Here is a 15704-nt window from a genome sequence, read left to right on the forward strand (position 1 = left end):
AGCAGGGCCCATGTTCGGGAACACGCCAGAACGTGACACCACTCATCGAGGACTACGCCCTCATCGGCGATCTCCAGACAGCCGCCCTGGTCGGAAAAAACGGTTCTGTCGACTGGCTCTGCCTGCCCCGCTTCGACTCGGGCGCCTGCTTCGCCGCCCTGCTCGGTGACGAGGACAACGGCCACTGGCGCATCGCACCGCAGGGCGCGGACACCTGTACCCGGCGCGCCTACGCCGGTGACTCCCTCGTCCTGGAGACCTTCTGGGAGACCCGTACCGGCACGGTCAAGGTCATCGACTTCATGCCGCAGCGCGACGCCGCACCCGACGTGATGCGGATCATCGAGGGGGTCAGCGGCACCGTCGACATGACCTCCGTGCTCCGGCTGCGCTTCGACTTCGGCTCCGTCGTGCCCTGGGTGCGCCGCTCACAGGGCCACCGGGTGGCGGTCGCCGGGCCGGACTCCGCCTGGCTGCGCAGCGAGCCGCCGGTCAAGACCTGGGGCCAGCAGTTCTCCACCTGCTCCTCGTTCACCGTCGCCGCCGGGGAACGGGTGGCCTTCGTCCTGACCTGGCACCCCTCGCACTCGCCCCGGCCCGAGCTGGTCGACCCCTTCGAGGCGCTGGACAACACCCTCGCCGACTGGGCCGAGTGGTCCGCGCGCTGCAAGTACGAGGGCCCCTACCGGGATGCGGTGATCCGCTCCCTGATCACCCTGAAGGCGCTCACCTTCGGCCCGACCGGCGGCATCGTGGCGGCCCCCACCACCTCGCTGCCCGAGGAGATCGGCGGCGTACGGAACTGGGACTACCGCTTCTGCTGGCTGCGGGACTCCACGCTCACCCTCGGCGCCCTGATCTCGGCCGGCTATCTGGAGGAGGCCGGCGCCTGGCGGGACTGGCTGCTGCGCGCCGTCGCCGGCGACCCGGCGGATCTGCAGATCATGTACGGGCTCGCGGGCGAGCGCAGACTGCCCGAATCGGAGCTGCCGTGGCTGAACGGCTACGAGAACTCCGCCCCGGTCCGGATCGGCAACGCAGCGGTCCGCCAGCGTCAGCTCGATGTGTACGGGGAGGTCATCGACTCGCTCAGGCTGGCCCGCGACGCGGGTCTGGGCGACAAACCGCACGCCTGGAACCTCCAGCTCAGCCTGCTCGGCTTCCTGGAGTCCACCTGGCGCGAGCCGGACGAGGGGCTGTGGGAGATCCGCGGCCAGCGCCGCCACTTCGTGCACTCCAAGGTGATGGCCTGGGTGGCGGCCGACCGGGCCGTGCGCAGCCTGGAGGAGGACCCGTCACTGACCGGCGACGCCGACCGCTGGCGTGCGATGCGGGACGCCGTGCACCGGGAGGTCTGCGAGAAGGGGTACGACCCGGTGCGCAACACCTTCACCCAGTCGTACGGCTCGCGGGACCTGGACGCCGCGACCCTGCTGATCGCCAGGACCGGCTTCCTGCCGCCCGACGACCCGCGGCTCGTCGGGACGGTGGACGCGGTCCGGGCCGAGCTCGGCAGTGACGGGCTGGTGCGCCGCTACAGCACCGACGGCCCCTCGATCGACGGCCTGCCGGGCGGCGAGGGCGCCTTCCTGGCCTGCTCGTTCTGGTTGGCCGACGCGCTGCGGATGACGGGGCGCACCAAGGAGGCCACCGAGCTGTTCGAACGGCTGTTGGCCCTCCGTAACGACGTGGGGCTGCTGGCAGAGGAGTACGACACCGCGGGACAGCGTCAGCTGGGCAACTTCCCGCAGGCCTTCAGCCACGTCGGTCTTGTCGGTACGGCGGTGGCCCTGGCGGAGGCGCGGGCCCCCGAGGACGCGGCGACGGGCGAGGCGGCAGGATAGAGCCATGGATCTTGGACTGAAGGACCGTGTGTACATCGTCACCGGGGCGACCCGGGGACTGGGCAACGCCACGGCGCGGGCGCTGGTGGACGACGGCGCGAAGGTGATCATCACCGGCCGGGACGAATCGAGCGTCCGGACCGCCGCGGAGGAGCTGGGCCCGGACGCCGTCGGGCTCGTCGCCGACAACGCGGACCCGGCCGTGGCGCAGCGGCTGGTGGACACCGCGCTGGAGGGGTGCGGCCGGCTCGACGGCATCCTCATCAGCGTCGGCGGTCCGGCACCCGGTTCCGCCGCGGACAACACCGACGAGCAGTGGCAGTCGGCCTTCGAATCGGTCTTCCTGGGCGCGGTACGGCTCGCCCGGGTGGCCGCCGCCGCGCTCGGCGACGGCGGGGTCATCGGCTTCGTGCTCTCCGGCTCCGTCCACGAGCCGATCGACGGGCTGACCATCTCCAACGGTCTGCGCCCCGGCCTGGCCGGGTTCGCCAAGTCGCTGGCCAACGAGCTGGGCCCGCGCGGCATCCGGGTGGTGGGCGTGCTGCCGGCCCGGATCGACACGGACCGGGTCCGCGAACTGGACGCGCTCTCGGGCGACGCGGAGGCCTCGCGCACGGCCAACGAGGCGCGCATCCCGCTGCGCCGCTACGGCACCCCGCAGGAGTTCGGCCGGACGGCGGCCTTCCTGCTCTCGCCCGCCGCCTCGTATCTGACCGGCATCATGGTCCCGGTCGACGGCGGCTCCCGGCACGGCTTCTGATCCGACCGGTACGGACGGGGGCGGACGCGGCGGACGGGCCGGAAGACGACTTCTCCGGCCCGCCCGCCGCGTCTGTCCGTCGGCTGTCCGTCAGCTCACCCGCTCCGCGCGGTGCTTGACCGCCCTGAGCCGTACTTCCGCGGGCAGCCGGTCCAGCCCCGCCGAGTCCCTGGCATGGGCCAGCGCCTCGTCGGTCAGCCGGCCCAGCGCCTGGTCCGGCGCCGCGTGCGGCTCCATCAGCAGCCGGATCCTGGCCCTCGGCGTGCTGCGCTTCCCGGTCAGTACGACCTGCGCGCGGGCCACCCCGTCCAGGCCGCCCGCCTCCGCGGCGAGCGCGCCCTCCAGGGCCCGGCCGCGCAGCAGGGCGCCCTCGCCGTCCCCGCTGTCCACCAGCACCTCGGAGAGCCGGGCCCGGCGCAGCTGGGCCAGCAGCCACCACAGGGCGAGCACGACGAGGACGGCGAGGACCGCGATCACCGTCGGCCACCACCAGCCGTCCGAGCGCCAGCGGGTGCGGTCGGCCTCGCTGAGCAGCACGTCGTGCTTCCCCGACCACGGCCACCAGGACGGGACGGAGAGCCCGGTGGCGGCGGCCAGCACTCCGCCGCCGACGCAGACCAGCACCAGCCCGGCGAGGCCCAGCAGTACCCGGTTGACGGTCCTGAGCACGCCGCTCACCCCTTCTTCGCCGGACGGCGGACATGGACGGACAGACCGGGCGGCCTGGACAGGCCGAGTTCCGCGATGCCCGCGGAGAGCGCGGTGTCCAGGTCGGCCCGTACGTCGTCGAGTTCACGGAAGTGCGAGACGGCCCGCACCCCCACCTTGCTCCGGCGCATCCGGACCCGTACCGACTGCACGCCGGACACCTCTACGGCCCGGTCGCGCAGGACCATCGCGGCCGCGGTCCGGTCGAGCGCGGCCCTGACGTCCGGGCGGTCGCGGCGCATCGGCAGCAGATCGCGGAGTCCGGGCGTGAGCGCGAGGAGGATCAGCCACAGGCCGATCGCCGCCGCGACCGCCGCGCCGGTCAGCACCCAGACGTCGTTCACGGGCCGCCGTGCCAGCTCGTCGGCCAGTGTGCGGCGCCACTGCATCGCCGGATGGCCGGCCCGGACCGCCGCTACGTCGTACAGCATGAGTCCGGCGCCGCCGAGGACCACGAGGGCGAGGATGAAGGCCGGCACCCGGCGGGCGGACCAGAAGCGGCCGTCGCCGCCCGCGCCCCGGTCCTTGGCGGGCGCCGGCTCGTAGGACGCGCCCGAGGCGGACTGGTCCAGTTCGAGCACGTCACCGCGGTCCTCCACCGGCTGGACCGTCGGCAGACGCCGCGTGCTCTGTTCCGGATTCTGGGGCTCGGTCATCGGATCCTCCCCTGCACCGCGAGGCTCGCTCCTGAGGGGTGCAGGCGCTCGACCTGAACGGCCACTTCGGGCACCTCCATCCCCGCCAACGCCTTTACCCGCATCGCGACCCGCTGACGCACCGCGCCGCACTGGCGGCCGATGTCGCTGGGATATCCGAGCTCAAGACTCACCCGTACCCGGGCGGTGTCACGGTGCACCGTGACCGTGGCGCGCGGCGACGCGCCTTCCTCGGCCGGCTCGTCGACGGCCTCCTTCGCCGCCTGGGCGGCGATCTTCGCGACCACCCGGTCGGCGATCCGGGTCTCCCCCCGCTCCGCGGCGGCGACCCGGTCGCCTGCCCCCGACACGGCCGTCACCGCCGTCGGTCGCCGCGATCGCGACTCCGGAAGAAGTCGCCGGGCTCCAGGTCACCGTCGAGGAAGCGGCCGGCGATGAAGCCGACCGCCCCCAACGCGGCCACCAGCAGGAAGGCCCCGAACCCGCCGAAATATCCGGCGAATCCGAGCGCCATGCCCGCCACCATGCCGACCACAGCCATGCTCATCGTGCGCTCCTCAACTACCTCGGACCGGAGGACTACTGGAGACGTGGCTCGGGCTGATCGTCGTCGTCCTCCTCGTCGGGCAGCTTCACATCGCTCACCGCGATGTTGACCTCCACGACTTCGAGACCCGTCATCCGCTCGACGGCCGCGACAACGTTCTCCCGTACGTCACGGGCGACATCCGCGATCGACACGCCGTAGTCGACGACGATCTCCAGATCGAGGGCGGTCTGCGACTCACCGACCTCCGCCTTCACGCCGCGGGTGACGGACTTGCCGCCGCCGGGCACCCGGTCGCGCACCGCGCCGAAGGTGCGGGAGAGGCCGCTGCCCATCGCGTGCACGCCGACCACGTCGCGTGCCGCCATTCCGGCGATCTTCTCGACCACCCCGTCCGCGATCGTCGTACGGCCGCGGGTGCCGGGGTCTCCTCCGCCACGCTTGGTCAGTGACGAGCTCGCGTCCTTGTCGGGGTTCTCTGGCCGGTTCCGCTGTGGGGTCTCGGTCATCGCCGTTCTTCCCTTCGGGGCAGGAATGGACTTCATTGCCCACATTAAGTGCGCTTGCCCCGTCTCGCGCCGTGGATGCGGCAGGCTGAGGGAATGACGACGGCTGACAGCCCGAACAGGGCCGACGGATGGACCGCGGCGGTTCGGCAACGACTGGGCCTGGGCAGGCTGCTCCCGCTGGGCGGCCCGGCGGACGGTGCCTGGATCTCGGAACGGGCCGCGGTCGCGGTGCTCCGCCGGGCGGTACGGGGCCGGGGACCGGGGCCGGTGCTCGGTGAGCTGAGGATCGCGGTGGCCGATCCGGGCACGGCCCCCGGTGCGCGGGTGCCGTCTCCCCCGAGTGCGCTGCCGCCCGGCCCGCTGCGGATCGAGGCGACCATGGCGGCGACGGCCGACCAGCCGTTACCGGCCGCCGCGGCGGCGCTGCGCTCCGCGCTGCTGACGGCGGCCTCGCTCCGGCTCGGCCTGGAGGTCTGCGAGGTGGATCTCCAGGTCACGGAGTTGCTGGACGCCGAACCGGAGCGGGCGGAGCCGGAAGCGGACGGGGTGCGCGCGGCGAAGACCGAGGGCACTGCGGGCCGGGCCGCCGCCGGGGTGGCCGGTGTCTCGACGCTGACCCGGGTGCTGGGCCCCGCCGTGCACACGGGCGCGGATCACGTACGGGTCGAGCTGGCCACGGACGACGGCCACCGCGCGCTCGACGTGGCACGCGCGGTGCGGGCGGCGGTGACGGAGGCGGTGGACGGGCATCCGCCGGTCGCGGTGCTGGTCACGGCGGTGACGGGGCCCACGGCCGGGCCGGGAGCGGCGGAAGCCGCACCGGGCACCTCGGAGGGCTGAGCCGGACACGCCGGGGCCGGGGATCCGCGCGCAGAAAAACCGCAGGCGGGATGCCCCGGCCGGGTGACGGGTCAGTCGGAAGCGCCCGCCAGATCGCGGAGCCGGCGGCCCTGCGCGGCCCGTTCGGCGGTGCGCTGCTCCTCGTACGTACGTGAGAGGGCGCCGCTCAGCAGGGCCTTGGTCTCGACGAGGGCGTCGCGCGGGGCGGCCAGCAGGGCGCCGGCCAGGTCGCGGGCGGCTCCGTCGAGCTCCGCCGCGGGCACCACGAGGTTGGCCAGTCCGGTGCGCTCGGCCTCCGCGGCGTGCACGAAGCGGCCGGTGGCGCAGATTTCGAGCGCGCGGGCGTACCCCACCAGGTGCACCAGGGGGTGCGTGCCGGTGAGGTCGGGCACCAGACCGAGGCTGGTCTCGCGCATGGCGAACTGCACGTCCTCGGCGACGATCCGCAGATCGCAGGCGAGGGCGAGCTGGAAGCCCGCGCCTATGGCGTGCCCCTGGACGGCCGCGATCGACACGAGGTCGTTGCGGCGCCACCAGGTGAACGCGGACTGGTACTCGGCGATGACCGCGTCGAGCTCGGCCTCCGGGCCACGCCCCATGTCGAGGAACGACGGCTCGCCGTCGAAGCCCTCGGGGGTGAACGCCTGGCGGTCGAGGCCGGCGGAGAAGGACACACCTTCGCCGCGCAGCACGACGACCCGCACACTGCCGGGCAGAGCCCGTCCGGCCTCTGTCAACGCCCGCCACAGAGCGGGGGACTGAGCGTTGCGCTTGGCCGGATTGGTGAGGGTCACCGTGGCAACCGCGTCATCGACGGTGAGTCGTACGCCGTCCTTGTCGAGCACAGTGTCGAGCGAGGTCATGAAGCGCCTCCGGATCGGGTGCAGTCAGCACAGAGCTAAGTGACTGAACAGTAACCACCCGATCGACCATACGATCGACCGGGTGGCCACCACCGAACCGGCGGGCCACGGAGCGGATCAGCAGGATCCGCCCCGGTCCGGCGACGGCTGTCAGGCCGTCGCGGCCTTCTTGCCTCGTGTCGCGCCGCCGCGTCCCCGCAGCGTCACTCCGGACTCACTGAGCATCCGGTGGACGAATCCGTAGGAGCGGCCGGTTTCCTCGGCCAGCGCCCGGATGCTCGCACCGGAGTCGTACTTCTTCTTCAGGTCTGCCGCGAGCTTGTCGCGCGCGGCGCCGGTTACCCGGCTGCCCTTCTTCAGAGTCTCGGCCACCCGTGCCTCCTCGTGGGAAGTGCGCTCTGGACTCTCATGATCACCCCTCCAGCGCTTCCTGGCCACCCATTCGGCAAGGTCCGTGCGACCGGATTCACGCCCCGGGAGTGCGCCGGTCTGATCGGAATCCCGCATTCCGCAGGGCCGAGGAGGGCTCCTGGGGAGCGCTCCGGGAAAAACGTCCAGGTCAGGGCCGCGTGGGTTTTCCGCCCGTAAATGGGTGCGCCCGGCAGGTATCTGCCGGGCGCCGCGCCGAGGTACGAGACGTACTCACGCAGATGATGGATCACGCGTAGGCCGAATGATCCAGCGGAAGTGGATCAGTGGACGGCCCTGCCGGGTCAGGCCAGCGAGACCAGGTCCCGGTAGTCCGCACCCCACAGGTCCTCGACCCCGTCGGGCAGCAGGATGATGCGCTCGGGCTGGAGCGCCTCGACCGCGCCCTCGTCGTGCGTCACGAGGACGACGGCGCCCTTGTACGTGCGCAGCGCGCCGAGGATCTCCTCGCGGCTGGCCGGGTCGAGGTTGTTGGTGGGCTCGTCGAGCAGGAGCACGTTGGCGGAGGAGACCACCAGCGTCGCCAGGGCGAGCCGGGTCTTCTCGCCACCGGAGAGCACGCCCGCCGGCTTGTCGACGTCGTCACCGGAGAAGAGGAACGAGCCGAGCGTCTTGCGGACCGCGACGAGGTCGAGGTCGGGCGCGGCGGTGCGCATGTTCTCCAGGACGGTGCGGTCCGGGTCGAGGGTCTCGTGCTCCTGGGCGTAGTAGCCGAGCTTGAGTCCGTGGCCCTCGATGATCTCGCCGGTGTCGGGCTTCTCCGCGCCGCCGAGGAGGCGCAGCAGCGTGGTCTTGCCGGCGCCGTTGAGGCCGAGGATGACGACCCGGGAGCCCTTGTCGATGGCGAGACCGACGTCGGTGAAGATCTCCAGCGATCCGTAGGACTTGGAGAGGCCCTCCGCCATCAGCGGGGTCTTGCCGCACGGCGAGGGGTCGGGGAAGCGCAGCTTGGCGACCTTGTCGGAGACCCGTACGGCCTCCAGACCGGAGAGCAGCCGGTCGGCGCGCTTGGCCATGTTCTGCGCGGCCACGGTCTTGGTGGCCTTGGCGCGCATCTTGTCGGCCTGGGCGTTGAGGGTGGCGGCCTTCTTCTCGGCGTTCTGGCGCTCGCGCTTGCGGCGCTTCTCGTCGGCCTCGCGCTGCTGCTGGTAGAGCTTCCAGCCCATGTTGTAGACGTCGATCTGGGAGCGGTTGGCGTCGAGGTAGAAGACCTTGTTGACGACGGTCTCGACCAGCTCCTCGTCGTGGGAGATCACGACGAAGCCGCCCCGGTAGCTCTTGAGGTAGTCGCGCAGCCAGACGATGGAGTCGGCGTCGAGGTGGTTGGTGGGCTCGTCGAGGAGCAGCGTGTCGGCGTCGGAGAAGAGGATCCTGGCCAGCTCGACACGGCGGCGCTGACCACCGGAGAGGGTGTGCAGCGGCTGGGCGAGCACCCGGTCGGGCAGGCTGAGGGCCGCGGCGATGGTGGCGGCCTCGGCCTCCGCGGCGTATCCGCCCTTGGTGAGGAACTCCGTCTCCAGGCGCTCGTACTTCTTCATCGCCTTCTCGCGGGTGGCGCCCTTGCCGTTCGCCATCCGCTCCTCGTTCTCGCGCATCCTGCGGAGCGTCTCGTCGAGGCCTCGTGCGGAGAGGACGCGGTCGCGGGCGAGCACGTCGAGGTCGCCGGTGCGCGGGTCCTGCGGGAGGTAGCCGACCTCACCGGAGCGGGTGATGGTGCCGGCGGCGGGGGTGCCCTCGCCCGCGAGGCACTTGGTGAGGGTGGTCTTGCCCGCTCCGTTGCGGCCGACGAGGCCGATGCGGTCGCCCTTGGCGATGCGGAAGGAGGCGGATTCGATAAGCATGCGGGCGCCGGCGCGCAGCTCGATGCCGGAAGCGGTGATCACGGGAAAAACTCCAGGGCGGAATGGACGGCGGAGGAACAGCTAGCGATTCACGACTCGAACGCCGCTACTCACGCATACGCACAAGGAGAGTTGCCATGAGGACCAGTCTACTGGCGGTGTCCAATCGCTTTTCCGCCTGCTCCCGCTCCCGACCGCCCGGTCCCACCGTTGACCCGATAAGGGGCATCTCGGTGTGAACTATCTGATACTCGGCGCAGGGCGGTACGCGGCCGCGCGGAGCAGAGGGTGGTGCCATGCGGTTCGACGACGACGCCGGTCTGGACACGTCCGAGGTACGGGATGTGCGCGGCAGCCGCGTCCCGGGCGGCAGGGCCACCGTGGGCGGCGGCATCGCGGGGGTGATCGCGCTGATCATGGGGCTGCTCTTCGGCGTCGGCCCCGAGGAGCTCGGCCTCTCCTCCGGTGATTCGGGCACGACCGCGACCGCGTCCTCGGCCGCCCAGGTCGAGCGGGACTGCCGGACCGGCCGGGACGCCGCCACCAAGGACGACTGCCGGACGGTCGCGGTGGTCAACAGTGTCCAGGACTACTGGAGGGGGGAGTTCGCCCGGCGCGGAGCGACGTACGGGAACGCCCGCACGGTCCTGTTCACCGACCGGATCAGCACCGCCTGCGGGTCCGCGACCTCGGCCGTGGGGCCGTTCTACTGCCCCGGGGACCGGCAGGTCTATCTGGACCTGGGGTTCTTCGACGAGCTGCGGACCACGTTCGGGGCGAGCGGCGGACCGTTCGCCCAGGCGTACGTGGTCGCGCACGAGTACGGGCACCACGTGCAGGACCAGCTGGGAACGCTGGGCCGGACGCAGGACGGGCGGACCGGCGAGAACAGCAACGCGGTGAAGGTGGAGCTCCAGGCGGACTGTTACGCCGGGGTCTGGGCGCACCACGCGACGACGACGCCCGACGGAGCGACGGGCCGGCCGCTGATCACCGAGCTGACCGGGGCGGACATCCGCGACGGTCTCGACGCGGCCGCGGCGGTCGGGGACGACCGGATCCAGGAGAGGTTCCAGGGCCGGGTCACCCCGGAGTCCTGGACGCACGGTTCGGCGGCGCAGCGGCAGCAGTGGTTCACCGCGGGGTTTCGCGGTGGCGATACGGGCGACTGCGACACACTCCGCTGACCTGCGGGACCCGCTTCCGCAGCGGCGTCGGAGGCTTCCGGCGGGGCGTTGTCGGTGCCCGGTGGGAGACTGAGACACAGATCACACACGAGTCGGGCGCGGGGTCCTGGCGATGCGAGAAGAGGTGAGCGCGATGGCGGGCTCAACGGCGGGTGTGCCGTCGGTGTTTCCGACGATTCTCTACGACGACGCGAAGGCGGCGATCAAGCTGCTGACGGAGGCCCTCGGCTTCACCGCGGAAGCGGTGTACGAGGGCGAGGACGGCACGGTGATGCACGCGGAGCTGTCCTGTGGGAACGGCAGGGTGATGCTGGGTTCCAAGGGCCGCGAGGGGATCTTCGCGAAGGCGATGCGCGGGGCCGGGCCGGTCGGCGTCTATGTGGTGGTCGACGACACCGACGCGCACCACGCGCGGGCGGTGGAGCACGGGGTGGAGATCCTGATGCCGCCCACAGACCAGGACTACGGCTCGCGCGACTACATGGCGCGGGACGCCGAGGGCAACGTGTGGAGCTTCGGGACGTACGCCCCGGGGGCGACGGACTGACGGCGGTCCGGGTTACGGGCTGACGGCGGTCCGGCCGGTCGAGGTCTCCCCCGGCCGGCCGGACCGGCTGGTCAGGCTCCGCCGGTGTGCACCTGGAACGCCGCCTTGCGGACCGCCTTGGCGAGTGCCGGGTCGGGGTGCGCGGCGGCCAGCGCCACCAGGACCTGGACGGTGCGCGGATGGCCCACCGCCCGCACCTCGTCGAGGAGGGCCGGGACGCTGCCCTGCACGGCCGAGTCGAGGTGGCGGACCAGCAGCGCGGTCTCGCCGTGGTCGGCCACGGCCGCCGCGGTGTCGACCCAGAGCCAGGTGGCCTCTTCGCGGCTGAGGACGTCCTGGGCGTCCTCGGGGTCCGCCCCGTCGTACTCCGCGAGCCAGAGCAGCGCGTAGGGGCGCAGCGACGGGTCGGCCACGACCGAGCGCACCTCGGGCTCCGCGGGTGCGCCGACCACCCGGAGCGCTTCGAAGGCGAGCCCGCGCAGCAGCGCGTCCTCGCCCCGCGCCACTCCGAGCAGTTCGGCGACGGCGCTGCCGACGGGGCGGGCGGCCAGCCAGGCGCGGTACTCGGCCCGCGCCGGGCCGGGGGTGAGCCGGGCGCAGCCGAGCAGCATGTCGGCGGCGGACTGCTCGATGTTGCCGGCCGGGCTCTGGGCGGCGACGCAGATCTGTTCCAGCTTGACCCAGACCGCCCAGTTGCCGAGCGGGGTGAGGGTGGCGTGCCCGGAGCCGAGGGTGAGCGCGCCGACGGCGGCGAGCCCCTCCAGGGCCCAGTCCAGCAGGAGGGCGACCAGCGCCTCCGGGTGGGCGGTGGGAGCCGGCTCCGCGGGGACCGGCAGCGGCTGCGGCCCGTACGGCACCTCGCAGCGCTCCTCGTGGAGTTCCGCGACACGCTGGCCCAGCAGATCGAGCAGGGCGGGCACGGTGACCGGGCCCGCCGAGAGCTGGAGGAGGGAGAGCACTTGGGGCACGGCCTCGACGGCCTCCGCGACGGCGGTGGACTCGATGTCCTGCGGCGCGGGGTGGACGAGGGACCAGGCGTCGAAGAGCGCCACCCAGCCGCGGAGTACGGCCGAGTCGTCGCGGTCCCAGGCGCGCAGCCGCCAGCCGGGCCGTGCGGTGTCGCCGTGCAGTTCGACGAGCCCGGCCAGCCGGGCCCGGTCCCAGCCGGACCGCACCTGGCCCGGGGACAGCCGAAGTTCCGAGGAGGCCCGTTCGAGTGCCGTCTCGGCCAGCGGCGGGGTGCCCGGTCGGGAGCCGCCGGCGGCCCAGCGGGCGATCCGCACGGCGTCGGCGAGAGCGGTCCTGGCCTGCCGGGCCAGTTCCGCGCGGGGCGGGGTGCCCTCGGGCGGGCGGGGGGCCGGCCTGGTGCGCCGGGTGATCACGGCCTTGTGAGCGGTGGCGAGGGGTCGCGGGCGGACAAGTCGCAGCCTGGAGTCGCGCGGGGTACGGGACGTCACGGGGAGCAGTCTTGCCTCTGACAGCCCGAAAGCCCAAACGGAACCCGGATCACCGGTGTTCCGGGGCGTCCGCACCGTCCGGGACCAACCAGCAGAAGCGGCGCATCAGCTCACATCAGGGGCGTGAGGAAGCGGCGCAACGTCTCCTCGTAGTACACCGGGTCGGCATTCCACATCGCCGCATGCGGAGCCTGCGCCACGGGGTGCAGGGCGACCAGGTCGGGGCGGTGGGCGGCGAGCGCGCGGGACGGCTGCCAGGGTGCCAAGGTGTCGTCGGGCCCGTGGAAGATCAGGGTGGGCACGTGCAGGGTCCGGGGCAGTGAGGTGTCCAGGAGCCGGGCGCCGCGCAGTCCGGTCTGTCCCTGGGCGGCCCGGACGGCGAGGGGCAGCAGGGCGGACGGCACGCCGCGGGCGGCGGCCAGGGCGCGCAGGGTGGTGGCCCAGTCCATCACCGGGGAGTCGAGGACGAGGCCGCAGATCCGGTCCCGGAGCGCGGAGTTGGCGGACGCGTGGAGCGCCATGGAGGCGCCGGTCGACCAGCCGTGCAGCACCACCTTCTCGGCGCCGTAGCGGACCGCGAAGCGGATGGCCGCGTCCAGGTCGCGCCATTCGGACTCCCCGAGGTGGCTGAGGGCGTCCGGGGAGCGCGGTGCTCCGGCGTCGCCCCGGTAGGCGATGTCGAGCACCGGCAGCTGCTGTCCGTTCAGGAAGCCGAGCAGGTTCAGGGGGTGTTCCCTGGTGGTGCCGATGCCGTGCGCGGTGATGACCCAGGTGTCCCGGGGGCCGGGCACGAACCAGGCGGGCAGGGCGCCGAGCTCGCCGGTGATCTCGACCTCGCGGTATTCGAGGCCGAGGGCCGTGGCGGGGTCACCGGTGTGCACCTCGGGCGTGAAGCGGACCTTGGCCCCGGGGCGCAGGGTGCCCCGGTTGACGCGCTCCAGCCGGCGCACGACGGTGTCGGCGGCCTGGTGGGCCTGGTCGATCACCGGGCCGACGACGGCGTGGACGTCGTCACCGACCAGCCCGTAGGTGCCGGGGCGCAGCGCGGCGAAGGAGCGGGTCAGGGTGACCTGCCCGGCCGCCGTCGCGTGCACGGTGACTCTGCGGTCGGCGGGGAACGGGCGTTCGGACGACGGCGCCTTGAGGGCGACGTCGCCGGCGTACCGGCCGGCCGCGACCGCTGCCGCACCGGCGCCGAGGATGGAGGTGGCGACTGCTGCCGTCGCTGTTGCCGGGCGCACGGCTTCAGTCTCGTGGGCGCCCGCGCACTCGGCCAGCGGGCGGGGGCCGTCCGGTGGCGGCCGCCCGCCCCGGCGGGCTCAGCCCGGCTGCCCGTACCCCTTCAGCGCCTCCCCGACATCGCCCAGCTGGTCCGGGGTGAGCAGGGCCGGGGAGCGGCCGGGGACGGCGCTCGCGGCGAGCCAGAGGCGGCACAGCCATTCGAGCTGGGCGGTGCGGTCGTACGCCTCGTCGAGGGTGGCTCCGTAGGTGACGGTTCCGTGGTTGCCGAGCAGGCAGCCGGTGCGGTCGCGCAGGGCGGTCAGCATGTTCGCGGCCAGCTCCTCCGTGCCGTACCGGGCGTATGCGGCGACCCGGACGGGGCCGCCCAGCAGCGCGGCCGCGTAGTGGATCGGCGGGACCTCGGCGACGAGCGTGGAGACGGCCGTGGCGTGCACCGCGTGGGTGTGCACGACGGCGGCCGCCGTCGTGTTCCGGTAGACCGCGAGATGGAGCGGGAGTTCGCTGGTCGGGGCCAGCCGGCCGAGGATCCGGTTGCCCTCCAGATCGACGCCGACCAGGTCCTCGGGGCGGAGCCGGTCGTACGGCACGCCGCTCGGGGTGACCAGGACGGTACCGCCCACCCGCGCGGAGACGTTCCCCGAGGTGCCGACGACCAGACCGTCCGCCGCCGTCCTGCGGGCGGTGGCAACGACCGCGCCCCAGGCCCGTTCGATGTCCCGGGTGTGTTCGAGCGGGCTCTGCCGCTGATCGCTCATACGAAGATCCTTTCCACTGATGAGCGGTCCATGATTCCGCTTCCCGCCGGGGGCCGGCCGGCCCCCGGATTCGGGGCCCACACCGCCCTGTGCCCGTCCCGCCCTGTCAGGACACGGCCAAACAGGGCGACGCCACTCCGATTGGGGTCACCGTAACGCCCTGTTCAGTTCATCTTCCGTTCACCCAGGTTGCCTACGGTCCACCTGCCACTGACGTCGAACGATTGCCTGGGTAAATGGAACACATCACGCTGCTGCTCGCGATTGTGATCGTGACAGCTCTAGTGTTCGATTTCACGAACGGTTTCCACGACACCGCCAACGCGATGGCGACCACCATCTCGACCGGCGCACTCAAACCCAAGACAGCGGTGGCGATGTCCGCCGCTCTCAACCTCGTCGGCGCGTTCCTGTCGGTGGAGGTCGCCAAGACGATCTCCGGCGGGATCATCAATGAGGACGGCCTCAGAACCGAGGTCATCTTCGCGGCGCTCGTCGGCGCCATCCTGTGGAATCTGCTGACCTGGCTGGTCGGGCTCCCGTCCAGCTCCTCGCACGCCCTCTTCGGCGGTCTGATCGGCGCCGCGGTGATGTCCGCGGGCTGGTCCTCCGTCGACGGCGGCACCGTCGTCACCAAGGTGCTGCTCCCCGCGGTCGCCGCCCCGATCGTCGCCGGACTGGCCGCGCTGCTGGCCACCAAGCTGACGTACCGGATCGGCGGGAAGGTCCAGGGCGGCGCGCAGGAGAAGGCGACCGCCAAGGGCTACCGCGCCGGACAGATCGCCTCCGCCGGGCTGGTCTCCCTCGCCCACGGCACCAACGACGCGCAGAAGACGATGGGCATCATCACCCTGGCCCTGGTCACCGGCGGAGTCCTCTCCCCCGGTTCGAACCCGCCGGTCTGGGTCATCGTCAGCGCCGGAATGGCCATCGCGCTCGGCACCTACCTGGGTGGCTGGCGCATCATCCGCACCATGGGCAGCGGCCTGACCGAGCTCAAGCCGCCGCAGGGCTTCGCCGCCCAGACCAGTGCGGCGACGGTCATCCTGGCCTCCTCGCACCTCGGCTTCTCCCTCTCCACCACCCAGTCCTGCTCCGGTGCCGTGATGGGCGCCGGTCTCGGCCGCCGGGGCGGCGTGGTCCGCTGGTCCACCGCCACCCGGATGTTCGTCGCCTGGGGTCTGACGCTGCCGGCCGCCGGTCTGGTCGGCGCGGGGGCGGAGTTCCTCACCAAGCAGGGCACCTGGGGCGTCGTGCTCGTCGCCGTACTGCTGATCGCGGGCTCCGGAGCGATCTGGGTGCTGTCCCGCCGCAAGCCGGTCGGCCAGGACGATGTCGCGCCCGGCGGCCAGGACGGCGCTCCGGTCACCGGGGACGCCGAACCCATGGGCGTCGTCACCACCGCCATCGCGGCTGTCAGCCCGCCGCCCACCTCGGCCGCCCAGGCCCACGAACTCACCGCCACCATCCCGGCCCCGGCCGTAGCCGACCCGGCGCGACCCGCCACGGTGTAAGGAAG

At 72.6% G+C, this 15704-nt stretch carries 17 protein-coding genes; 6 read left to right on the forward strand and 11 right to left on the reverse strand.

The genetic code is table 11. The annotated features are described in order from the left end of the window. Positions 1–32 precede the first annotated feature (32 nt). Together ACFVQ0_RS30810 and ACFVQ0_RS30815 are read left to right on the forward strand one after the other, a co-directional pair. Positions 33–1844: a glycoside hydrolase family 15 protein gene (locus ACFVQ0_RS30810; protein WP_390092477.1), complete on the forward strand. Its 1812-nt coding sequence runs from the start codon at positions 33–35 to the stop codon at positions 1842–1844. A gap of 4 nt (positions 1845–1848) precedes the next feature. Then, positions 1849–2604 (forward strand): SDR family oxidoreductase, encoded by a 756-nt coding sequence (locus tag ACFVQ0_RS30815; protein ID WP_390092478.1) that lies wholly within the window; start codon positions 1849–1851, stop codon positions 2602–2604. A gap of 90 nt (positions 2605–2694) precedes the next feature. Here ACFVQ0_RS30815 and amaP read toward each other — a convergent pair whose 3' ends face one another. From amaP to ACFVQ0_RS30840, 5 genes are read right to left on the reverse strand one after another with little or no spacing between them, the layout of a single operon-like run. Then, a complete protein-coding gene (gene amaP / locus ACFVQ0_RS30820; RefSeq protein ID WP_390092479.1) occupies positions 2695–3282 on the reverse strand; it encodes an alkaline shock response membrane anchor protein AmaP in 588 nt (195 codons plus the stop codon). Next, on the reverse strand, positions 3279–3968 hold the full coding sequence (locus tag ACFVQ0_RS30825; protein WP_390092480.1) for a DUF6286 domain-containing protein: 690 nt from the start codon (positions 3966–3968) through the stop codon (positions 3279–3281). Before ACFVQ0_RS30825 ends, amaP begins: the two co-directional genes overlap by 4 nt. Next, entirely contained in the window at positions 3965–4327 is a 363-nt protein-coding gene (locus tag ACFVQ0_RS30830) for an Asp23/Gls24 family envelope stress response protein (RefSeq protein ID WP_073735272.1), read from the reverse strand. Before ACFVQ0_RS30830 ends, ACFVQ0_RS30825 begins: the two co-directional genes overlap by 4 nt. Then, positions 4324–4515, reverse strand: coding sequence for a hypothetical protein (locus ACFVQ0_RS30835; RefSeq protein WP_073735273.1), 192 nt, complete (start codon positions 4513–4515; stop codon positions 4324–4326). Before ACFVQ0_RS30835 ends, ACFVQ0_RS30830 begins: the two co-directional genes overlap by 4 nt. 32 nt (positions 4516–4547) lie before the next feature. After that, on the reverse strand, positions 4548–5024 hold the full coding sequence (locus ACFVQ0_RS30840) for an Asp23/Gls24 family envelope stress response protein (protein WP_390092481.1): 477 nt from the start codon (positions 5022–5024) through the stop codon (positions 4548–4550). A 93-nt stretch (positions 5025–5117) separates the two neighbouring features. On the opposite strand from ACFVQ0_RS30840, the gene ACFVQ0_RS30845 reads away from it, so the two are divergent. Beyond that, positions 5118–5864 carry a hypothetical protein gene (locus ACFVQ0_RS30845; protein WP_390092482.1) on the forward strand — a complete coding sequence of 249 codons (747 nt, stop codon included), beginning with the start codon at positions 5118–5120 and terminating at the stop codon, positions 5862–5864. A 71-nt stretch (positions 5865–5935) separates the two neighbouring features. Here the strand turns inward: ACFVQ0_RS30845 and ACFVQ0_RS30850 are convergent, their stop codons facing one another. The 3 genes from ACFVQ0_RS30850 to ACFVQ0_RS30860 form a co-directional block, all read right to left on the reverse strand. Beyond that, a complete protein-coding gene (locus ACFVQ0_RS30850) occupies positions 5936–6727 on the reverse strand; it encodes an enoyl-CoA hydratase/isomerase family protein (protein ID WP_390092483.1) in 792 nt (263 codons plus the stop codon). A gap of 150 nt (positions 6728–6877) precedes the next feature. Further along, positions 6878–7099 (reverse strand): helix-turn-helix domain-containing protein, encoded by a 222-nt coding sequence (locus tag ACFVQ0_RS30855; protein ID WP_018518904.1) that lies wholly within the window; start codon positions 7097–7099, stop codon positions 6878–6880. Between the two features lie 341 nt (positions 7100–7440). Continuing rightward, entirely contained in the window at positions 7441–9039 is a 1599-nt protein-coding gene (locus ACFVQ0_RS30860; RefSeq protein ID WP_390092484.1) for an ABC-F family ATP-binding cassette domain-containing protein, read from the reverse strand. 254 nt (positions 9040–9293) lie between these two features. Here ACFVQ0_RS30860 and ACFVQ0_RS30865 point away from each other — a divergent pair, with 254 nt between their 5' ends. Together ACFVQ0_RS30865 and ACFVQ0_RS30870 are read left to right on the forward strand one after the other, a co-directional pair. Beyond that, positions 9294–10184, forward strand: a complete 891-nt coding sequence (locus ACFVQ0_RS30865) for a neutral zinc metallopeptidase (RefSeq protein ID WP_390092485.1) — start codon at positions 9294–9296, stop codon at positions 10182–10184. A gap of 133 nt (positions 10185–10317) precedes the next feature. Further along, a complete protein-coding gene (locus ACFVQ0_RS30870) occupies positions 10318–10731 on the forward strand; it encodes a VOC family protein (protein ID WP_390092486.1) in 414 nt (137 codons plus the stop codon). 71 nt (positions 10732–10802) lie between these two features. On the opposite strand, the gene ACFVQ0_RS30875 is transcribed toward ACFVQ0_RS30870, so the two are convergent. The 3 genes from ACFVQ0_RS30875 to ACFVQ0_RS30885 form a co-directional block, all read right to left on the reverse strand. Then, the gene (locus ACFVQ0_RS30875) at positions 10803–12113 is read right to left on the reverse strand and encodes a hypothetical protein (RefSeq protein ID WP_390092602.1); all 1311 of its coding nucleotides are present in this window, start codon (positions 12111–12113) and stop codon (positions 10803–10805) included. Positions 12114–12298: 185 nt separating this feature from the next. Beyond that, positions 12299–13429, reverse strand: a complete 1131-nt coding sequence (locus ACFVQ0_RS30880; RefSeq protein ID WP_390092487.1) for an alpha/beta hydrolase — start codon at positions 13427–13429, stop codon at positions 12299–12301. Positions 13430–13507: 78 nt separating this feature from the next. Continuing rightward, positions 13508–14185 carry a class II aldolase/adducin family protein gene (locus ACFVQ0_RS30885; protein ID WP_390092488.1) on the reverse strand — a complete coding sequence of 226 codons (678 nt, stop codon included), beginning with the start codon at positions 14183–14185 and terminating at the stop codon, positions 13508–13510. A gap of 236 nt (positions 14186–14421) precedes the next feature. Between ACFVQ0_RS30885 and ACFVQ0_RS30890 the strand changes: the two genes are divergently transcribed. Beyond that, a complete protein-coding gene (locus ACFVQ0_RS30890; RefSeq protein ID WP_390092489.1) occupies positions 14422–15699 on the forward strand; it encodes an inorganic phosphate transporter in 1278 nt (425 codons plus the stop codon). The last annotated feature ends 5 nt before the right edge of the window (positions 15700–15704 follow it).

It is taken from the genome of Streptomyces sp. NPDC057900 (assembly GCF_042887885.1).
In the GTDB taxonomy this organism is placed as follows: Bacteria; Actinomycetota; Actinomycetes; order Streptomycetales; family Streptomycetaceae; genus Streptomyces.

Bases quoted from the DNA above. Each gene is read 5' to 3' on its own strand.
- ACFVQ0_RS30815 (WP_390092478.1), top strand. From the start codon at position 1,849: ATGGATCTTGGACTGAAGGACCGTGTGTACATCGTCACCGGGGCGACC.
- ACFVQ0_RS30825 (WP_390092480.1), bottom strand. From the start codon at position 3,968: ATGACCGAGCCCCAGAATCCGGAACAGAGCACGCGGCGTCTGCCGACG.
- ACFVQ0_RS30835 (WP_073735273.1), bottom strand. From the start codon at position 4,515: ATGAGCATGGCTGTGGTCGGCATGGTGGCGGGCATGGCGCTCGGATTC.
- ACFVQ0_RS30840 (WP_390092481.1), bottom strand. From the start codon at position 5,024: ATGACCGAGACCCCACAGCGGAACCGGCCAGAGAACCCCGACAAGGAC.
- ACFVQ0_RS30845 (WP_390092482.1), top strand. From the start codon at position 5,118: ATGACGACGGCTGACAGCCCGAACAGGGCCGACGGATGGACCGCGGCG.
- ACFVQ0_RS30850 (WP_390092483.1), bottom strand. From the start codon at position 6,727: ATGACCTCGCTCGACACTGTGCTCGACAAGGACGGCGTACGACTCACC.
- ACFVQ0_RS30865 (WP_390092485.1), top strand. From the start codon at position 9,294: ATGCGGTTCGACGACGACGCCGGTCTGGACACGTCCGAGGTACGGGAT.
- ACFVQ0_RS30870 (WP_390092486.1), top strand. From the start codon at position 10,318: ATGGCGGGCTCAACGGCGGGTGTGCCGTCGGTGTTTCCGACGATTCTC.
- ACFVQ0_RS30885 (WP_390092488.1), bottom strand. From the start codon at position 14,185: ATGAGCGATCAGCGGCAGAGCCCGCTCGAACACACCCGGGACATCGAA.
- ACFVQ0_RS30890 (WP_390092489.1), top strand. From the start codon at position 14,422: ATGGAACACATCACGCTGCTGCTCGCGATTGTGATCGTGACAGCTCTA.